Below are 15,798 nucleotides of genomic sequence, written 5' to 3'. Positions count from 1 at the left end.
CCTGTATCGAGGCAAGACGTGGCGATCTCCTTACCTCAGACCCGTGTTCGTGGCCATTCCCAGTCCTGCCGGACCTACCGGCTGGTGGATCAGCAGGGTGAGCCCCATCCCATCCTTGACGACTTGTACGAGTCCCTGGATGCGGCCTGGAGCGAGGCCCTGCACTGGTGGCAGGAAGAATTCGGCCCCGTGCAAGGACCGGTGGGCATCGGCGTGGAAGTGAGCACCCTGAGCGGCGAATGGCGCACCCTGCGCTATCCCGGCACCTGAGGACCTGAGGGTCTCAGCGCACCGTCACCCCTTTCCAGAAGGCCACCCGGCCACGGATGTTGCTGGCGGCCTGCTTCGGCTCCGGGTAGTACCAGACGGCATTGGCGTTTTCCTTGCCGTCCACCACCAGGTCGTAGTAGTGGGCTTCCCCTTTCCAGCCGCAGACGGAGCGATGGCTCGAAGGCCGGATGCAGGCGGCATCCAGCGACTCCGCCGGGAAATAGGCGTTGCCTTCCACCGTCACAATGTCCTCGCTGCTGGCGATCACCGTTCCGTTCCAGCTGGCCTGCATCGTTGACGCCGTCGAAGAAGCGCCATTCTGGCGCCCTCCGACCTCTTACCAGTCCTTGGGCTGGTAGATCCGCAGGGTGCCCACCCCCACGGGACTGGGTAAGGGGTTGGGGCCGAAGGGAATCGCCGTCACCTGAAACAGGTAGGTATCGGCCTGGATGGGGTTGAACCAGGGCCGCAAGGACACCGTGACGGTGGCGCCGGGGGGAACGGGCTCAGGGAAGCTGAGGGTGAAGAGTCGGGAGGCAGGCTCGAAGCTGGCTCGTACCGGAATGGGACGACCCTCGCGGCGCGGAACGCCCAGGAAGGCCCGGGTCCGCTCGACGGCGAAGGGGAATTGCCAGTCGGCACCGCGGGTCTGCTGAATGGTCAGGCCGCCGAGAGAAGCACCCGCCTGCCCATCGAGGCTGAGGGTGAAGAAGTACTCAGCCGGGGATTGGCCCACATTGGTGGTGTAGCTGGTGAGGACCACTTTCCAGGGGGCCCGCACGAACTGGGTGCGCCCCCCCAGCTCAAGGGCGTGGGCGCCTGGTGGCGCGCACCAGGCCAGCAGCAGTGAGAGGGTTGCCACCGGCAGGATGGCGCCGTTCTTCGCCGAGAGCCTGCGCCGCGGAGGACGTGCCATGGCCACCTCAAGCTTCACAACTCACGCTAGAGGGACGCTGCTTCAGAGGGGTTCGCACCGGCCAGGAAGGGCGACGGATCCTGGTCGCGGCGATGCTGAACCGGAATCGGCTCCCCCTGAGCCGAGGGATCGGCTGGATCCAGGCAGGCGGTGAACTCCAGGGATCGGCGCAGCAGACGGGCGGCGTGCAGCGGCATGTCCCTGGGCACGCTGATGCGATCACGCAGGTAGCGCAGCCCCCTGGCCGACCCGGCCGGTGGTGGGCATGGCCTGTCTGTGATCAGGCGGGTGAGCGCACAGCGCAACGCCCGATCCAGACCTTCCGGGCCCAGGGGGTTGCGTGCCAGCAGGGTGTTCCGGTGCCGCAGCACCCTGGCCAGGGCCACGCCCGCCGCCTCGGCCGGCTCGCGCTGGCTGGTTTCGGGGTCAGCTCCAGGGTGGACCAGCACGGGCCAGGGGCCGGCGTCGATCCGCTGGGCCAGATCCCGCTGCTCCGGCGTGCCACTGGCGTGACAGCCCCCCATCTGGGGAGGGAGGTCGTGGGCATGGGTGTGGAAGTCGCTCTGGGTGCCCAGGTAGGTGGAGCGCCGCTCAAGGGCGTCGAACCAGCGGTCGATGGCGGGGTAGCGCTCCCGGAGGAGGAAGCCCTTGTAGTAGGCCAGGCTGGCGTTCATCCGCTCGAGGTAGGGCACGAAAATCAGGTCCACCGTGCCCAGGTCCCCCAGCAGAAACGGTCCGGGGTCGGCGGCGAGGGCGATCGCGAAGCGTTCGGCGAAGCGCTCGAAGCCCTGCTGGCCCCGGGCCTCCTCAGCGGCGCCACGGCTCGGGACGCAGAGCCATTGGCACCAGGCCCGGAACAACTGACGCTCCAGCTGGCGCAGGGGAAGCGCCTCGCGCGCGTTCATCCCCAGCCCCAGGGGACCGAAGGCCGTCTCAAGGACCTCCAGAATGCGATCACTCTCGGTGACCAGACGGCCATCCAGCTCAAGGGCCGGCAGCATGCCGCCCCGCACCAGGTCGGTGTACCAGGGCTCCTTCTGCCCATAGCAGAACATCGTCACCTTGCGGATCCGATAAGGAATCCGCCGCTCCTCCAGCCACAGCCAGACCTTCTGGCAGTAGGGGCACCAAGCGTGGTGATCCCGGTACAGCGTGACGCGGATCTCCCCTGCCGGGCGGCCGAAAAGGCGCTGCTGGGCCTGGGCGCTGGTGGGACCTGCGGCGGGATCCACGAAGGCCGGCGTCGCCAGAACTGGCGCCGCTTCGGAGGCCAGCGCCGCCCAGTCCAGGGGCTCGAAAAGCTCAGACACGGAGCCGGCCATGCAAGGGGAATGGGGCCGATCAGCCTAGACAGACCCCCTTGGCAACACCCACCCCGGCCCTCGCACCGGCACGGACTACGAACCTAAAGTTGGTTGATCCACGCCTTCCAGCGACCCCATGTTCGACGCCTTCACCAAGCTCGTCGCCCAAGCCGATGCCCGCGGCGAATTCCTCAGCCCCGGTCAGATCGATGCCCTGGGAGCCATGGTGGCCGAGAGCAACAAGCGGATGGACACCGTCAACCGCATCACCTCCAACGCCTCCAAGATCGTCACCAACGCGGCCCGCGATCTGTTCGACCAGCAGCCGGCCCTGATCGCCCCCGGCGGCAACGCTTACACCCATCGCCGCATGGCCGCCTGCCTGCGCGATATGGAGATCGTTCTGCGCTACATCACCTACGCGATCTTCACCGGTGACGCTTCCGTCCTGGAAGATCGTTGCCTCAACGGTCTGCGTGAGACCTACCTGGCCCTCGGCGTCCCCGGCGCTTCCGTGGCCGAAGGCATCCGCAAGATGAAGGAGGCTTCCATCGCCATCGCCGGCGATCGCAATGGCATCACCCAGGGCGACTGCGCGGCCCTGATGTCCGAAGTGGGCACCTACTTCGATCGCGCCGCCGCGGCCGTCGCCTGATTGGGGTCGGTCTAACGGTCAGCCATCAACCCACATCGCCGGGAGTTTCTCCCGGCTTTTTTGTGACCGTTCGCTGGCCGGACGGCTGGTTTGTCATTTTCGCTACACGGCCCCGCTTCGCCTGCACTGAAGGTTGCCTTCGATATTTCATCGATTTCACCCAACCCCCGATGCTTTGACCCCCGGCGGATGACCCTGCGTCCCCAGCGACGACCAGACGCTCTCCCAAAGGCCACCTTCGCCACCATCGGTTAAGGGGAGGACGCTCCTGTTGGCGTTCACCACACCCCTGGCCCACCCACAAGCGGCTGCATCACCATCCCATGGGTGATCCTGAGGGCACCATCAAGAAGCCTATCTCTTGCCTCTGGTTGGATAGCGAGTTTTCCTTTCAGTTCGCCGGTTGTTCGATACTTCTAGGCTGCCTATCCACAGATGTGGTCAGGGCGCTTATGGCGATGTCTGGTGACATTGGCCTGATTTTCAACAGGCCGAAAGCCATTCTCCTCAGCGACGGGATACTGGCCTTGGGAACTGCTATCATTTCGAAGATTCTCGGTGCACTGATGCCCCTTCGCGTCAGTGGCGAAGAGGAGGAAGAACGCGGACTCAACTTCGTCTTCAACGGAGAAGAGGCGTACGACCCAATGACCAAACTGAGGCCTTCAAATCCATGAAAATGATCACGGCAATGGTTCGCCCTTCCAAGGTCGATGCCATCAAGACAGCCCTCGTGGCCCTCGACATCATCGGCATGACGGTCACCGACTCGCGCGGATTCGGTCGCCAGAAAGGCCAGGTCGAGCGCTATCGGGGTACGGAGTTCACCGTCGAGTTTCTCCCCAAGGCCAGGATTGAGATCGTTGTCCCTTCCGCCAAGCTGGAGGCGGCGATCGCCGCCATCACCGAAGCTGCCCACACCGGTGAAATCGGCGACGGCAAGCTTTTTGTCACCCCCGTGGAGTCGGTGGTTCGGATCCGCACCGGCGAATCCGGCGAAGCCACCCTCTGAAGAAGCGGCCCCAGCATCAGCGAGCCGATCAACAGGAGCTGGCCGGGATGGCTGGCTCCTTTTTCATGACCTCCCCCGTACGCGCCGGCCGTGGCCCAGCCCCGCACCCTGTTGATCAGCGGCGCCAGCCGGGGCATCGGCCGCGCCATCGCTGAAAGGGCCCTGGCCGAGGGGCATCGGCTCAGCCTGGGGGTGCGGGATCCAGCCGGTCTGCCGGAAGGCCCGCTCCGGGAGGCCTCCCGCCTGCAGCCCGACCGGATGCTGCTGCAGGCCTACGACGCCGGCGACCCCAGCCAGGCGAGCACCTGGGTGGCGGCGACCCTGGCCCAGTTCGGCGCCATCGACGGGCTGATCCACTGCGCCGGGGTGTTCTCCAGGGTCGGTCTGCTGTTCGAGGCTGGCCAGGAGCAGGAGATCGAAGCGCTATGGCGCGTGAATCTGATGGGACCCTGGTGGCTGACCAGGGCCGCCTGGCCGGCGCTGGTGGCCAGTGGCGACGGCCGGGTGATCACCCTGGTGTCAATGAGCGGCCAGCGGGTGAAGGGGCCGCTGGCGGCGTACCCCTGCAGCAAGTTTGCCCTGATGGCCCTGTGCCAGTCGATGCGTATCGAGGGCTGGGACGCTGGCATCCGGGTGACAGCGATCTGCCCAGGCTGGGTGAACACCCGCATGGCCTCCCGGGTGACGGCACTCCCCGCCGAGGCCATGACCCAGCCCGAGGATCTGGCCTCCCTCACGGCCCAGTTGCTGAGGCTGCCCGCCAGCGCCGTGCCCTTCGAGCTGAAGATCAACTGCGTGCTGGAGCTCTGAGGCCGGCTCAGATCAGCCGCGATCCGGAGGCCGCCCTGCGCTGGGTGGGATCGAACACGGCCGCCACGGTGCGAATCAACCAGCGGCCCGAGTTGGTCACCTCCACCAGGCCCCGGCCATCGACCTGGCTCAGCCGCACCAGTCCATCGTCGGCGAGCAGCGTCAGATCGGCCCATTCGCGGCTGAAGCGATCCGGCTCGATCGCCACCCGGAAATGGCACATCACCTCCCGGATCAGCTCGCGGCGTTCCAGCACCTCCGGATCGGTGACCAGCAGCCCCCGCTCCACCGGCAGCTGCCCGGCGGCGATGCTGGCCGCGTAGGCCTTCAGACCACGCTGGTTCTGGCTGAACAGGCCGGGGAACTGGCTGATCGCCGTGGGGCCCACGCCCAGCAACTCCAGTTCCCCGCCAGTGGTGTAGCCCTGGAAGTTCCGGTGCAGGCGCCCCTGCCGCGCCGCGACGGCCAGGCTGTCGCCTGAGAGGGCGTAGTGATCCATGCCGATGGCGTCGTAACCAGACCCACCCAGAAGGGAGGCGGCACTCTCCAGCATCTGCAGCCGCTGCCGCTGGGAGGGCAGCTCCTCGCGCGCGATCTTGCGCTGCAGGGGCAGCTGATCGGGGAGGTAAGCGAAGGAGAACAGGGACACCCGATCGGGGCGCAGGTCCTGAACCAGCGCCAGGGTGGCGTCGAAACGCTCCGGGGTCTGGAGCGGCAGACCGCAGATCAGATCCACGTTGACGCTGTCGAAGTCCGCCTCCCGCATCCAGGCCATGGCCCGGCGCAGCTGGTCGACCGGCACCACCCGATTCACCGCCTGCTGCACCAGGGGGTCGGCATCCTGTATGCCGAAGCTGATCCGGGTGAAGCCCAGGCGGCGCAGTGCAACGACGTCCTCCCGGCTGAGGGCCTCCGGATTGACTTCGATGGAGGCCTCCAGGTTGTCCTCGAGATCGAAGTGACGCTCGATCAACCGCCAGAGGCTCTCGCGCTCGGGGATCGTCAGGTAATTGGGGGTGCCCCCGCCCCAATGGAGCTGGGCGAGGCGTCGCCGCTGGGCGGAATGGCGCGTGATCAGCTCCAGTTCAGCGGCCAGGGCGTCCAGGTAGGGACCCACCACCTTCGAACCGGCGCCGGTGGTGATGCGGTTGCAGCCGCAGAACCAGCAGGCGTTGCGGCAGAAGGGCACATGCACGTAAAGCGACAGCGCCTCGTCCGTGGGGCGGGCCAGCTGGGCCTCCAGATCGGCCGCCGTGACACCCCCGTGGAAGGCCGCAGCCGTGGGGTAGCTCGTGTAACGGGGCACGGGCCGGTCGTGCTTGAGCAGCAGATCGATCGTGATGGCGCCGGGCGATGCAACGGTGGCCACTGGGGTCATGGGAGGAATGGAGGGTGGAACGGGACGGTTTGGAGTGATCAGGCCTCGGTGCTGGCAGGCGCGGGCGTCTCCAGAGCGGCCAGCTCCGCCAGCAGCCGCTGGGTGGCGAGGAAGGCGACCACCGATTCCTCCAGCAGCTCCTCCTCTTCCACCTCGCTGAGGTCGAGCTGCTCAAAGGCGTCGTGCAGCGCCTGCTTCAGCTCGGCGATGGGGCGCTGGAACTCCCAGAACTTCAGGCTGGCCAGGCCATGGCTCGAGAGAATGGCCGTGGCCTTCTCAGCCAGTTGCTGGCCACCGGAGAGATCGCCGCCGTAACGCACATAGACGTGGGCCATGAAGCGGTGCGGCGCCTGGCGGGCCAGGCCGCGCAGCTGATTCAGCCAGTCGTGGGCTGCGGCTGAGGCCGGTGTGGCCGGGATGGCGCCCAACATGGCGACGTCCTCCCGCAGGGCCTGGCGGCGGGCCAGGTCGGCCCAGGGGAAGGCTTCCGCCCCAAGGGCGGAGGCCAGCTCGGGGCCGTCCGCCTCGAGCAGGTCGTAGGCGGGGGCAAGGGCACGGATCAGGGCCGCCAGCTGCCGGGGACTGGCCTGGCCCTCCAGCAGGGACCGGGAGAAGGTCATGCCCTCGGCCTGGTGGTGGGCGGCGCCGATGCGGGCATGAAGCCGACGCACCCTGGGGCCGAAACCCTTGCGCGCCATCACATCGGCGGGCCTGGCATGGTCGGAGATGGCTTCGGGGATCGCTGTGGGGATGGCCGTGGTCATGGGGATCGGTGCCAGAGAGAAAACGTGGGTCAGCGCAGGGCGCTGATACATACGCTATAACGGTACTGTTGTTACATGCTTCTGTGGCAACAATTTCGTTGCAACCCCCGCATCCGCCGCCCCTCACCACGCACACCGCCATGTCCGCCACCCCCCAGGCCTCGACCACCGAGCCCACACGCTCCCTGTCCTTTCTCGTGGCTCCGCTGGGCCAGCTCAGCGAGGACGGCCAGCTGCGTGAACTGATTGTGGAACGCCGGCAGTGCAAGGGAGCGGCCGTGGAGCTCTGGTACCTGGGGCCGGATCTGGTGGAGGAGCTCTGTCTGAGGCCGGCCTTCAGCCACCCTCCAGGGAAAGGTGACGAGCGCCGCCCAAGCGAGAAGCCCATCGAGGCGATTGTGGCCGGCGAAGCGGCGGTGATCACCTGGCTGCAGCTGCGCTTCGGCGGCTGCACCGGAAGCCTCGCCGTGCCGACAACCTGGCTTCAGGAACGGGCAAGCCGACTGCCGCCCCTGGCGCCAGCCAGCAACACGGGCAGCGGCAATGACTCCATAAGGACCTGGGGACGGCCAGCCTCTGGGTAGGGCCTGCAAAAGGTTGGCTTCCGTCGATCCAATGCCTGATCGGCCAGGCCCCTCAGCTGCAGCAGGGCCAGATCAAGGGTAGAAGCGTGTCCTTTTGAACGAAGGGTCTCCTACCAATCAGAATCGCTGGCGTCCCCTTGCCTGAGTTGGTGTCTATCTGCCTGCAGTTCGTAACGAGGAGCTGGAGAGCAAGACAGAGACTCCCAAAGTCTCCGCCTTGGGTTGAAACCACACTAATGGCTATCTAGAGCTTGTTTTGATTGCAGCCAGGAATAAAAGAATGCCAAAGGCAGAATATAGGCCAAGCTGAGACGGCCTGCCTCCTGTCCGCCATTTCCCACAATCGTAAAGAGGAGAGGCGCGAAGCAGGCCAACGCTGAGAATAGCAAGGCTCTTTGACTTACGCTTTTCATGATATTGGCAAGAATCATGCGCGCCAGAGGGTAGTAGAGAAAAATGCAAAGAGCTCCCCACATGAGCCACTGCAAGGCCTCCTCAAGCCCTGCTGCTGGGCTGGGAAGCTGGATGTACTTCCATGGCGAAAAGGGTGCCGGAAAAACAATCCTTGCCAGACGCTGGGGCTCCAGAATGTCCCCCAAGGCGCTCAATGGGTTAGACAGGATATAGTTCTTGATAATATGCTGATTTTCTTTGCAATACTCAGCCACTTCGATTCCACTGTGCACCGACATATCTATACCGCCTTTGAGATTCGGTGCACGCACGAAGACCTCTGCAAGATTGCAACCCGTGTAATTCGTTAGCATAAATGTATTAATCAAGCGATACTGATTGATGTGGTATGGGGAGGCCAGAAGGAGCCCAAGCAACAGCCCCAAAGACACCAGTAATTTTCTATTCAGCAGCGATGAGACAAGAATCAATACCAGGACATAAGGAGCATAGGGCCTTGACATGTCCGCATTGAATGCGAAGAAAAGCGCAAGCAGGCCAACGGAAACGCCAACCGAAATGGAGACAGGTTTACCACCACCCAAGTGAATCAATGCAAGCAGGCCTATGATGGCAGCTGGGTATACAGCGTCGACAAAGGACCCGCCTGAGAACAGAATGATATAGATGGGTAAAATGAACAGAATCCATCGCGCCCAGCGCTGCTGATGCGGGAGTTGCGCTGGCGCTTCAAGGATACGGAAAAGGTATCTCGATAACAACAGAACACCAAAAAGCAATGCTGAGAAGTAAGCCAAGTCATAATAGAGATGCAAGCATGCTTCTCCGCAGGCATGTCCAAGCTCCTTCTCGATATGCAGAGATGGACGCATGACTGAGGTAACAGTCTCAAAGGCGAGTTCAGCATGGGTTTTCAACAGCAGAGACCGGAGGTCTGGGATGCTCCTGCACCACCCATAGTTGGGGGTGTGATTCTTTAGAAATGCGCCGGCGGAGGCCACCACCAGCGAATAGGCCATGGGTTTAGTGACCACCATTGCTCTCGGCATGGGCAGTGGCATCAACAGCAATTTCACTCCTGAAGCTAAGGCCAGGCTCGCCGTGGAGGCGATCAGCCGCCGCAACACGCTCCAGTCGATCCCCGCCTCGGCATGGGAGCGGATGGGCTGCTTTGCTATCTGGGACTCATGGCTAGGGCCTTCCACCCCATCGCTCCAGCCGGCCTTGTCGTCGGCAGCATCGCGATGCTGCTCGCCGTTGGCATGGTTGTGCTTGCCTTGAAGGCCACCAGATCGCGGAATGCCTTGAAGGGCCCAAGCGGATCGGACCGGGAGCTGCGCGGGGGTGGGGGGCGAACTTGGAATACACGCAGAGATTGCCCCCTTCCTGCGTCACCGCTGCATCCAGATGGGCACTGCTAGCTTTAGAAGGCTGCGCCGCCACCATCACCATGGTCTCGCATCGTGCATCACCAAGGGGTGTGTCCCAGGCCGCTTGACGGCAGGGCTCCCTTGACTGTCAGATGGGAAAAATGTTGCTGGAAGGCGGGAGCCCCCACCAACGAATTTGCCAAGGTTTGTGTCGCGCTGGCTTCCTGATTCACACAGAACAGCTGCAATGAATGCAAAGGATCGAGGACAGTCATGACCCCCGCCGAGGCCTTCGCCGCCATTCCCCTGGCCGCCGTTTGCTGCGACAGCAACTTCGGCCGTGAAGAGGCCCACATTCTCAAAGAACAGTTGGTCCATCGCTCTCCTTACCGGAGCATGACGCCGCTGGCCTTCGGCGAGCTGATCGATGGGCTGCTGCATCTCTTTCGCCGGGACCACTGGCAGGAACTGATCCGCCAGGCCATACCAGTACTCACCAGCGACCAGCAGGAGGTGGCCTACGGCCTGGCCGTTCAGCTGGTGTTATGCGATCGGGAGGTGAAGCCGGAAGAGGCCACCTTCCTCACCACCCTGGGCAACGAGCTTTCGCTGCCACCGGGCCGGGCCGCCCAGATCCAGGAGGTGCTGGCGCTGCTGCAGCGCGATGTTCTGATCGGCGAAACCGTTGCCTGATCTCACCCCGGCCGTCGGCAACGCCTCAGCCGCCCCCTTCTGCAACCTGCTGCTGCCCACCGGCGCCCAGGCGCGGGCGCGCACCCTGCCCGGCCGCAAAGTCGTGATCGTGGGCTGCGGTGCCGTTGGCATGGCCTGCGCCGTGGCCATCCTGCATCGGGGCTGCCAGGAGGAACTGGTGCTGGTGGATGTGGCCCAGGACCGGCTGGAGGGGGAGGTGATGGACCTCTGCCATGGCCTGCCGTTTCTGCCCCGCACTGACCTGCGGGCCGGGAGCGTGGAGGAGGAGGGCCGGGACGCCGACCTGGTGGTGATCACCGCCGGCGTGGCCCAGCAGCCAGGCCAGTCGCGGCGGGAGCTGATTGAACGCAACGCCGCCCTGTTCCGCAAGATCGTGCCACCGATCGCCACCCATTGCCCCCGGGCGGTGCTGCTGGTGGTGAGCAATCCGGTGGATGTGCTCACCCACATCGCCGGCCAACTGAGCGGCTTCCCCCCTCACCGGGTGATCGGCTCGGGGACCGTGCTGGATTCGGCGCGCTTCCGCATGGCCATCAGTCGCCGGCTGGGGATCGATCCCCATGACGTCCAGGCCTATGTGATCGGCGAACACGGCGATTCGGAGGTGCCGGTGTGGAGCCGGGTGGTGGTGGCTGGCTCGGGGCTGGTCGATGGCGGCTGGGAAGGCAGCCGCACCCTGGCGGATCCTGAGCTCCAGGAGTTGTTCCACAGCGAGGTGCGCCAGGCGGCCTACGCGATCATCCGGCTCAAGGGCAGCACCTCCTGGGCGATCGGACTGGCCACCGCCGAGATCGTCGAGGCGGTGCTGCGCAGCAAGGACCAGATGCTCACCGTCAGCAGCCGCAGCCACGGCCACTACGGCCTGCCCGATGTCTGCCTCAGCCTGCCCACGATCGTCAACGACAGCGGCGCGGCCGCCCTGGTGCAGATGGCCCTCACCGAGCCGGAAATGGCACAACTGCTTGGCAGCGCTGAACTGCTGCGCGGGATGCTTGACGAGGCGGGGTTCTGAGCAGTGGCGCCCCCTAAAGAGCCAGCTCCACCGCCTGGCCCGCCAACCGCGCCACCAGCCCCCGGGCCTGGCGCGGCTCGAAGCCGACCGCCTCAATCGCTTCCTGGAAACAGCCCACGAATTCGCCCACCAGCTCGCCGGGGTCGATGCCGATGGCCGTGAGATCGGCACGGACGGACTGGAGCATGGCGAGCACGATCGGCACGGCGCGCTCACAACAGGATGCCAGCGGGGCTGCCACCTCGGGGAACCAGGCCGCCAGCCAGCGCTGGCCGTAATCAAGGTGTTCGGCCTCATCGTCCAGCACCGTCTGGATGATCGGGGCGGCATAGGCATCGGCCACCGGCTGGTAGCAGCGATAGGCCGCCACGGCGAAACTCTCCACGATCAGGCACTGAATCACCAGGGCGCTGACCCGATCGCCCGTTGCCACCGCCTCGCGAAACAACCGGTGCAGGGGCGCGAACAGCCGCTGCGCCAGCGGCAGATCCGGGCGGATCCCCAGCTCCTTGCCGCAGCCAGCGAAGTCGCGGGCATGGCGCCCCTCCATCGCCGCGAGCCGCTGCAACTCCTGCCTGTCCTCCGGCAGCAAAGCGGCCAGCAGGCGGAAGTGGCTGTCCGCCAAGCCCTCACCCACGATCACCAGGGCGTTGATGCGGCTGTAGGCCTCGCAGTAGGCGGGACTCAGATGGGGCTGGGGCATGGGAGAAAGAGCAAGGAGACTGATCCGGAATGGCCGCTGTCGGGCCGCGCTCAGGCCGTTTCCACCCGCAGCATCGGCTGGAAGAACTGGCGCCACAGCAGCCCGCCGAAGCGCAGCTTCAGGCCGAGCTGGCGCATGGGGGAGGCCCCCTCGCGGCGGGCGACGCCCATCTCCTGGAAGCAGGCGACGAGGCGATCGCGAAGGGCGATGAACTGGCCGTTCTCCAGATCAAACACCCAGGGGAAGGCACGGCGGGCCGTGCGATTGGTCTGGCGCATCACCTCCGCATCGAAGGCCTCTGGATCCATGCCCAGGATCCGGTAGAAGTCGCCGCGCTCACACACCGTGAGGCTGTGGGTGAGAAACACCGACCAGAGAAAGAAGCGACTCAGCAACTTGCCGCGAAACCCCTGGCGCAGGCCTGGCCAGCAGCGGATCAGCATGTTGAAGATGTCGCCATGGCGGTTCTCGTCCTGGCACCAGGGTTCGAAGAAATCGAACAGGGGCGCGAAGTTGCTGTCGGGGTGGGCCTTGAGATGGCGGTCGATCAGGATGTAGCGCCAGTAGCCGATCTTTTCCGACAGGAAGACGCTGTAGAGCACCCAGCTCAGGGGGAACCAGGTGATCGGTCGCTTGGTGCTCAGGCTGGGCAGGTCGATCTCGATGCCCTCGGCCACCAGGGCCCGGTTGAGGAAGCCGGCATGGCGGGCCTCATCCCGGGCCATCAGCTGGAACAGCCGCCCCATCTCCGGACGCTGCGCCTGGAACAGCCGGCGGGAGAGTTCCTTGAACAGCAGGAATCCGGAGAACTCCGAGACGCAGGAGCGCACCAGGTAGCTCTCATAGGCCTGCTTCTCCTCGGGGCTGAGATCCCGGAGCCGATCCAGCGGTGCCTTGCGATCGAAATGCTCCCGGTTGTAGTCCGCCTCCATTTCGGCCAGCATCGCGTCGAAGGCCGGCCGTTGCTGCTCCAGGTCGGTGCGGGCCGCCTTGGCGATCTGGGTCGTGTAGAAGCGCGGCGTCAGCAGGTCCTCGCGCAGGTGCGGGGCGGCCGGCGTGGCAACGGAGGGGGCCGCGGCAGCGGAGGAGAGGGTGGCTGTCATCAGGGTGGCGACGTGCTTCACGTCATAACGACAACGTGATACTACGTGGTCTGGTTGATGCAGAAGGTTGTTTTCACGATTCTGCATGACTGGTCTGAGACGACAGCGTGGTACCATCACCCCCATCCCAGCCGCTGGAGCGGTCGATGGAATCCCTGGCCGACTATTTCAAGGTGTTCTCCGAGCCCAACCGCCTCACCGTGCTCGAGACCCTGCGTCCCGGCCCGCTGAATGTCACCGCCGTCGTCGAGAAGACCGGCCTCAGCCAGGCCCTGGTGTCCAAGCATCTCAAGCTGCTCACCATCGCCGGCGTGGTGCGCCGCCGTCCCGAAGGCAGCCTGGTGTTCTATGAAGTGATCGACAAGGGCGTCTTCCAGCTCCTGGTTCAGGCCAGAAAGCTGATGCTCGCCTCCCGCCGCCAGCAACTCGATGCCCTTGCGGCCATCCTCTGACCTCCCCGCTGACCTGGACGCCCTCAAACGTGCCCTGGGTGAGGGACGACGCGACTTCGCCGGCCTGCGGCTGGGGGATCTCGATGGGGTCGCCCTCGATCTGGGCGACTGCAACCTGAGCGGTGGCTGCTTCAAGGAAGGGCGGTTCGGCCATGCCCGCCTGGCAGGCGCCAACGTGGAGGGTGCCTGCTTCCAGCAGGCCCTGCTCTGGGGGGCCGACCTCTCGGCCATGGCGGCCGGCGGCTCCTTCTGGCACGACGCCGACCTGTCGGCGGCCCGGCTGCAGGGGGCCGATTTCGGCGGCGCCCTGATGCACCGCTGTTGCCTGCGGGGCGTGCTGGGGGCCCACAGCCGCTGGCGGGCCGCCCGGCTCGTGGAGGCCGACTTCCGGGGGGGGCTCGACCAACGCACCGACCTGGGCGGGGCCGATTTCCAGGGGGCCGATCTCAGCTTCGCCCTGCTGCAGGGGGCCCTGCTGCAGGGCAGTGACCTTCGCGGCGCCTGCCTCTACGGCGCCAACATGGAGGGGGCCGATCTGCGCGACGCCGACCTGAGCGGCTGCGACCTGCGGGACACCGATCTCCGGGACGCCATGCTGGATGGAACCCTGCTCCACGACGCCCTGCTGCCATGACCGACTGCTTCGATCTGATCGTCCTGGGGGCGGGCTCCGGTGGCCTGGCCGCCGCCAAGCGGGCGGCCTCCTACGGGGCCTCGGTGGCAATCGTGGAAGGCGACCGGGTGGGGGGCACCTGCGTGATCCGCGGCTGCGTGCCCAAGAAGCTGCTCGTCTACGGCTCGGCCTACCGGCACCTGCTGGCCGATGCGGCCAGCTACGGCTGGCAGCTGGATGGCTTCCGGCCCGACGCCTCGGTGCTGCTCGCGAACGTGCGCCGCGAAGTGGACCGGCTCAATGATCTCCACATCAGCTTGCTGGAGAAGGCCGGTGTCGAGCTGGTGCGGGGCTGGGGCCGGTTCGCCGATCCCCACCACATCGAGGTGGTCCATGGATCCTCCACCAGCCGACGGCTCAAGGGGGATCGGATCCTGATCGCCGCCGGCGGCCGCCCGCACCGCCCCGTGTTCCCCGGGGCCGAACTGGGCTGGGTGAGCGACGACATGTTCCTGCAGGAACGCTTCCCCGACCAGGTGGTGGTGGTGGGGGCCGGCTTCATCGCCTGTGAGTTCGCCTGCATCCTGCATGGCCTGGGGGTGGCGGTGACCCTGCTGGTGCGGGGCGACCATCTGCTGCGGGGCTTCGATCGGGAGGCCTCCGCGGCCGTGCAGGAGGCCATGGAGGCCGAAGGCATCGAGATCCGCTTCGCCCACAGCCCCGCCTGCATCACCGGCGTTCCCGGAGCCCTGGAACTCGTCACCCAGAGCGGTGAGGTGCTGCCCTGTGGCGGCGTGCTGCTGGCCACGGGCCGCCGGCCTTTCCTCGACGGGCTGCAGCTGGAGTGTGCCGGCGTGGCGGTGGAAGGCCACCGCATCCCGGTGGATGCCGACCAGACCACCAACGTGCCCCACATCCATGCGGTCGGCGACGTGACCGATCGGATCAACCTGACGCCGGTGGCGGTGGATGAAGGCCGCGCCTTCGCCGACACGGTGTACGGGAACAAGCCCCGCCAGGTGAACCACGACCTGGTGGCCAGTGCCGTGTTCAGCCAGCCGGAACTGGCCGGGGTGGGGCTGAGCGAGGAAGCGGCGATCGAACGCTTCGGAGCCGACGGCATCCGCGTCCACCGGGCCCGCTTCCGGCCCATGGCCCAGGCCCTGCCGGCCCGGGGCCCCCGGGTGCTGCTGAAACTGATCGTGGACAACGCCACCAACAAGGTGGTGGGCTGCCACATGGTGGGCGAGCACAGCGCCGAGATCATTCAGATGGCGGCGATCGCCATCGGCATGGGGGCCACCAAGGCCGACTTCGACCGCACCATGGCCCTGCATCCCTCGGTGGCCGAGGAGTTCGTCACCATGCCCGGCTGATCGGACCCAGGCCGCTCAGAGATCCTCTTCGACGCCCGGCTTGATGGTGCAGTCGGAGAGGGGGTAGCTGACACAGAGCAGGGCGAAGCCTTCGCCGATCTGGTCATCATCCAGGAAGCTCTGGTCGGACTGGTCGACGCTGCCGGAAAGGATCTTGCCGGCACAGGTGCTGCAGGCTCCGGCCCGGCAGGAGTAGGGAAGATCGATGCCCTGCTCTTCGGCCGCGTCGAGAATGTACGTGTCGTCAGGGCAGGTGAAGGTCTTGCCCCCTTCCAGACTGATGGTGAAGCTCGCCATGGCGCCGCAGCAGGAATCGCAGGAAATCCTTGGGGAGTCTGGCTCGGGTGG

At 65.8% G+C, this 15,798-nt stretch carries 20 protein-coding genes; 11 read left to right on the top strand and 9 right to left on the bottom strand.

The annotated features are described in order from the left end of the window. Nucleotides 1–123 precede the first annotated feature (123 nt). Complete coding sequence (locus tag KBY95_RS12905) at nucleotides 124–270, top strand: hypothetical protein (protein ID WP_315858928.1); 147 nt, start codon at nucleotides 124–126, stop codon at nucleotides 268–270. Nucleotides 271–283: 13 nt separating this feature from the next. Here KBY95_RS12905 and KBY95_RS12900 read toward each other — a convergent pair whose 3' ends face one another. From KBY95_RS12900 to KBY95_RS12890, 3 genes are read right to left on the bottom strand one after another with little or no spacing between them, the layout of a single operon-like run. After that, nucleotides 284–562: a DUF427 domain-containing protein gene (locus KBY95_RS12900; protein WP_254965512.1), complete on the bottom strand. Its 279-nt coding sequence runs from the start codon at nucleotides 560–562 to the stop codon at nucleotides 284–286. Between the two features lie 45 nt (nucleotides 563–607). After that, entirely contained in the window at nucleotides 608–1,186 is a 579-nt protein-coding gene (locus KBY95_RS12895) for a DUF2808 domain-containing protein (RefSeq protein ID WP_254965502.1), read from the bottom strand. A gap of 26 nt (nucleotides 1,187–1,212) precedes the next feature. Continuing rightward, nucleotides 1,213–2,508: a glutathione S-transferase family protein gene (locus KBY95_RS12890; protein ID WP_254965500.1), complete on the bottom strand. Its 1,296-nt coding sequence runs from the start codon at nucleotides 2,506–2,508 to the stop codon at nucleotides 1,213–1,215. Nucleotides 2,509–2,626: 118 nt separating this feature from the next. On the opposite strand from KBY95_RS12890, the gene KBY95_RS12885 reads away from it, so the two are divergent. The 4 genes from KBY95_RS12885 (at nucleotide 2,627) to KBY95_RS12870 (ending at nucleotide 4,967) form a co-directional block, all read left to right on the top strand. Next, entirely contained in the window at nucleotides 2,627–3,145 is a 519-nt protein-coding gene (locus tag KBY95_RS12885; RefSeq protein ID WP_254965498.1) for a phycocyanin subunit beta, read from the top strand. A 323-nt stretch (nucleotides 3,146–3,468) separates the two neighbouring features. Next, nucleotides 3,469–3,822, top strand: a complete 354-nt coding sequence (locus KBY95_RS12880; RefSeq protein WP_254965496.1) for a hypothetical protein — start codon at nucleotides 3,469–3,471, stop codon at nucleotides 3,820–3,822. After that, nucleotides 3,819–4,157 (top strand): P-II family nitrogen regulator, encoded by a 339-nt coding sequence (locus KBY95_RS12875; RefSeq protein ID WP_254949536.1) that lies wholly within the window; start codon nucleotides 3,819–3,821, stop codon nucleotides 4,155–4,157. Before KBY95_RS12880 ends, KBY95_RS12875 begins: the two co-directional genes overlap by 4 nt. A gap of 90 nt (nucleotides 4,158–4,247) precedes the next feature. Continuing rightward, entirely contained in the window at nucleotides 4,248–4,967 is a 720-nt protein-coding gene (locus KBY95_RS12870) for an SDR family NAD(P)-dependent oxidoreductase (protein ID WP_254965494.1), read from the top strand. Nucleotides 4,968–4,974: 7 nt separating this feature from the next. On the opposite strand, the gene hemN is transcribed toward KBY95_RS12870, so the two are convergent. Then, nucleotides 4,975–6,345 (bottom strand): oxygen-independent coproporphyrinogen III oxidase, encoded by a 1,371-nt coding sequence (hemN, locus tag KBY95_RS12865; protein WP_254965492.1) that lies wholly within the window; start codon nucleotides 6,343–6,345, stop codon nucleotides 4,975–4,977. Nucleotides 6,346–6,383: 38 nt separating this feature from the next. Further along, entirely contained in the window at nucleotides 6,384–7,109 is a 726-nt protein-coding gene (locus tag KBY95_RS12860) for a biliverdin-producing heme oxygenase (RefSeq protein WP_254965490.1), read from the bottom strand. A gap of 140 nt (nucleotides 7,110–7,249) precedes the next feature. Between KBY95_RS12860 and KBY95_RS12855 the strand changes: the two genes are divergently transcribed. Beyond that, nucleotides 7,250–7,693, top strand: a complete 444-nt coding sequence (locus KBY95_RS12855) for a hypothetical protein (protein WP_254965488.1) — start codon at nucleotides 7,250–7,252, stop codon at nucleotides 7,691–7,693. A 233-nt stretch (nucleotides 7,694–7,926) separates the two neighbouring features. Here the strand turns inward: KBY95_RS12855 and KBY95_RS12850 are convergent, their stop codons facing one another. Next, entirely contained in the window at nucleotides 7,927–9,312 is a 1,386-nt protein-coding gene (locus KBY95_RS12850) for a hypothetical protein (RefSeq protein WP_254965486.1), read from the bottom strand. A 438-nt stretch (nucleotides 9,313–9,750) separates the two neighbouring features. On the opposite strand from KBY95_RS12850, the gene KBY95_RS12845 reads away from it, so the two are divergent. Both KBY95_RS12845 and KBY95_RS12840 read left to right on the top strand, forming a co-directional pair. Continuing rightward, complete coding sequence (locus tag KBY95_RS12845; protein ID WP_254965484.1) at nucleotides 9,751–10,170, top strand: tellurite resistance TerB family protein; 420 nt, start codon at nucleotides 9,751–9,753, stop codon at nucleotides 10,168–10,170. 103 nt (nucleotides 10,171–10,273) lie between these two features. After that, entirely contained in the window at nucleotides 10,274–11,203 is a 930-nt protein-coding gene (locus tag KBY95_RS12840; protein ID WP_396095023.1) for an L-lactate dehydrogenase, read from the top strand. 13 nt (nucleotides 11,204–11,216) lie between these two features. Here the strand turns inward: KBY95_RS12840 and KBY95_RS12835 are convergent, their stop codons facing one another. Beyond that, a complete protein-coding gene (locus KBY95_RS12835; RefSeq protein ID WP_254965480.1) occupies nucleotides 11,217–11,906 on the bottom strand; it encodes a long-chain fatty aldehyde decarbonylase in 690 nt (229 codons plus the stop codon). 50 nt (nucleotides 11,907–11,956) lie between these two features. Next, complete coding sequence (acsF, locus tag KBY95_RS12830; protein WP_254965478.1) at nucleotides 11,957–13,009, bottom strand: magnesium-protoporphyrin IX monomethyl ester (oxidative) cyclase; 1,053 nt, start codon at nucleotides 13,007–13,009, stop codon at nucleotides 11,957–11,959. A 146-nt stretch (nucleotides 13,010–13,155) separates the two neighbouring features. Between acsF and KBY95_RS12825 the strand changes: the two genes are divergently transcribed. The 3 genes from KBY95_RS12825 to gorA are packed head-to-tail and all read left to right on the top strand — an operon-like array spanning nucleotide 13,156 to nucleotide 15,450. Then, on the top strand, nucleotides 13,156–13,461 hold the full coding sequence (locus KBY95_RS12825) for a metalloregulator ArsR/SmtB family transcription factor (protein ID WP_216905208.1): 306 nt from the start codon (nucleotides 13,156–13,158) through the stop codon (nucleotides 13,459–13,461). Next, on the top strand, nucleotides 13,439–14,095 hold the full coding sequence (locus KBY95_RS12820; RefSeq protein ID WP_254965476.1) for a pentapeptide repeat-containing protein: 657 nt from the start codon (nucleotides 13,439–13,441) through the stop codon (nucleotides 14,093–14,095). The genes KBY95_RS12825 and KBY95_RS12820 overlap by 23 nt, the downstream gene beginning before the upstream one ends. Further along, complete coding sequence (gene gorA / locus KBY95_RS12815) at nucleotides 14,092–15,450, top strand: glutathione-disulfide reductase (protein WP_254965474.1); 1,359 nt, start codon at nucleotides 14,092–14,094, stop codon at nucleotides 15,448–15,450. The genes KBY95_RS12820 and gorA overlap by 4 nt, the downstream gene beginning before the upstream one ends. 15 nt (nucleotides 15,451–15,465) lie before the next feature. Here the strand turns inward: gorA and KBY95_RS12810 are convergent, their stop codons facing one another. Continuing rightward, complete coding sequence (locus tag KBY95_RS12810; RefSeq protein WP_254965472.1) at nucleotides 15,466–15,747, bottom strand: 2Fe-2S iron-sulfur cluster-binding protein; 282 nt, start codon at nucleotides 15,745–15,747, stop codon at nucleotides 15,466–15,468. Between the last annotated feature and the right edge of the window lie 51 nt (nucleotides 15,748–15,798).

The sequence above is a fragment of the Cyanobium sp. Aljojuca 7A6 genome, assembly GCF_024346455.1.
In the GTDB taxonomy this organism is placed as follows: Bacteria; Cyanobacteriota; Cyanobacteriia; order PCC-6307; family Cyanobiaceae; genus Cyanobium.
This window is presented reverse-complemented; position numbering and strand designations above follow the sequence as displayed.

Excerpts from the sequence above, each read along its gene's own strand:
- KBY95_RS12900 (WP_254965512.1), bottom strand. The coding sequence starts at position 562 with ATGCAGGCCAGCTGGAACGGAACGGTGATCGCCAGCAGCGAGGACATT.
- KBY95_RS12895 (WP_254965502.1), bottom strand. The coding sequence starts at position 1,186 with ATGGCACGTCCTCCGCGGCGCAGGCTCTCGGCGAAGAACGGCGCCATC.
- KBY95_RS12890 (WP_254965500.1), bottom strand. The coding sequence starts at position 2,508 with ATGGCCGGCTCCGTGTCTGAGCTTTTCGAGCCCCTGGACTGGGCGGCG.
- KBY95_RS12885 (WP_254965498.1), top strand. The coding sequence starts at position 2,627 with ATGTTCGACGCCTTCACCAAGCTCGTCGCCCAAGCCGATGCCCGCGGC.
- KBY95_RS12880 (WP_254965496.1), top strand. The coding sequence starts at position 3,469 with ATGGGTGATCCTGAGGGCACCATCAAGAAGCCTATCTCTTGCCTCTGG.
- KBY95_RS12875 (WP_254949536.1), top strand. The coding sequence starts at position 3,819 with ATGAAAATGATCACGGCAATGGTTCGCCCTTCCAAGGTCGATGCCATC.
- hemN (WP_254965492.1), bottom strand. The coding sequence starts at position 6,345 with ATGACCCCAGTGGCCACCGTTGCATCGCCCGGCGCCATCACGATCGAT.
- KBY95_RS12860 (WP_254965490.1), bottom strand. The coding sequence starts at position 7,109 with ATGACCACGGCCATCCCCACAGCGATCCCCGAAGCCATCTCCGACCAT.
- KBY95_RS12855 (WP_254965488.1), top strand. The coding sequence starts at position 7,250 with ATGTCCGCCACCCCCCAGGCCTCGACCACCGAGCCCACACGCTCCCTG.
- KBY95_RS12845 (WP_254965484.1), top strand. The coding sequence starts at position 9,751 with ATGACCCCCGCCGAGGCCTTCGCCGCCATTCCCCTGGCCGCCGTTTGC.
- KBY95_RS12835 (WP_254965480.1), bottom strand. The coding sequence starts at position 11,906 with ATGCCCCAGCCCCATCTGAGTCCCGCCTACTGCGAGGCCTACAGCCGC.
- acsF (WP_254965478.1), bottom strand. The coding sequence starts at position 13,009 with ATGACAGCCACCCTCTCCTCCGCTGCCGCGGCCCCCTCCGTTGCCACG.
- KBY95_RS12825 (WP_216905208.1), top strand. The coding sequence starts at position 13,156 with ATGGAATCCCTGGCCGACTATTTCAAGGTGTTCTCCGAGCCCAACCGC.
- KBY95_RS12820 (WP_254965476.1), top strand. The coding sequence starts at position 13,439 with ATGCCCTTGCGGCCATCCTCTGACCTCCCCGCTGACCTGGACGCCCTC.
- gorA (WP_254965474.1), top strand. The coding sequence starts at position 14,092 with ATGACCGACTGCTTCGATCTGATCGTCCTGGGGGCGGGCTCCGGTGGC.
- KBY95_RS12810 (WP_254965472.1), bottom strand. The coding sequence starts at position 15,747 with ATGGCGAGCTTCACCATCAGTCTGGAAGGGGGCAAGACCTTCACCTGC.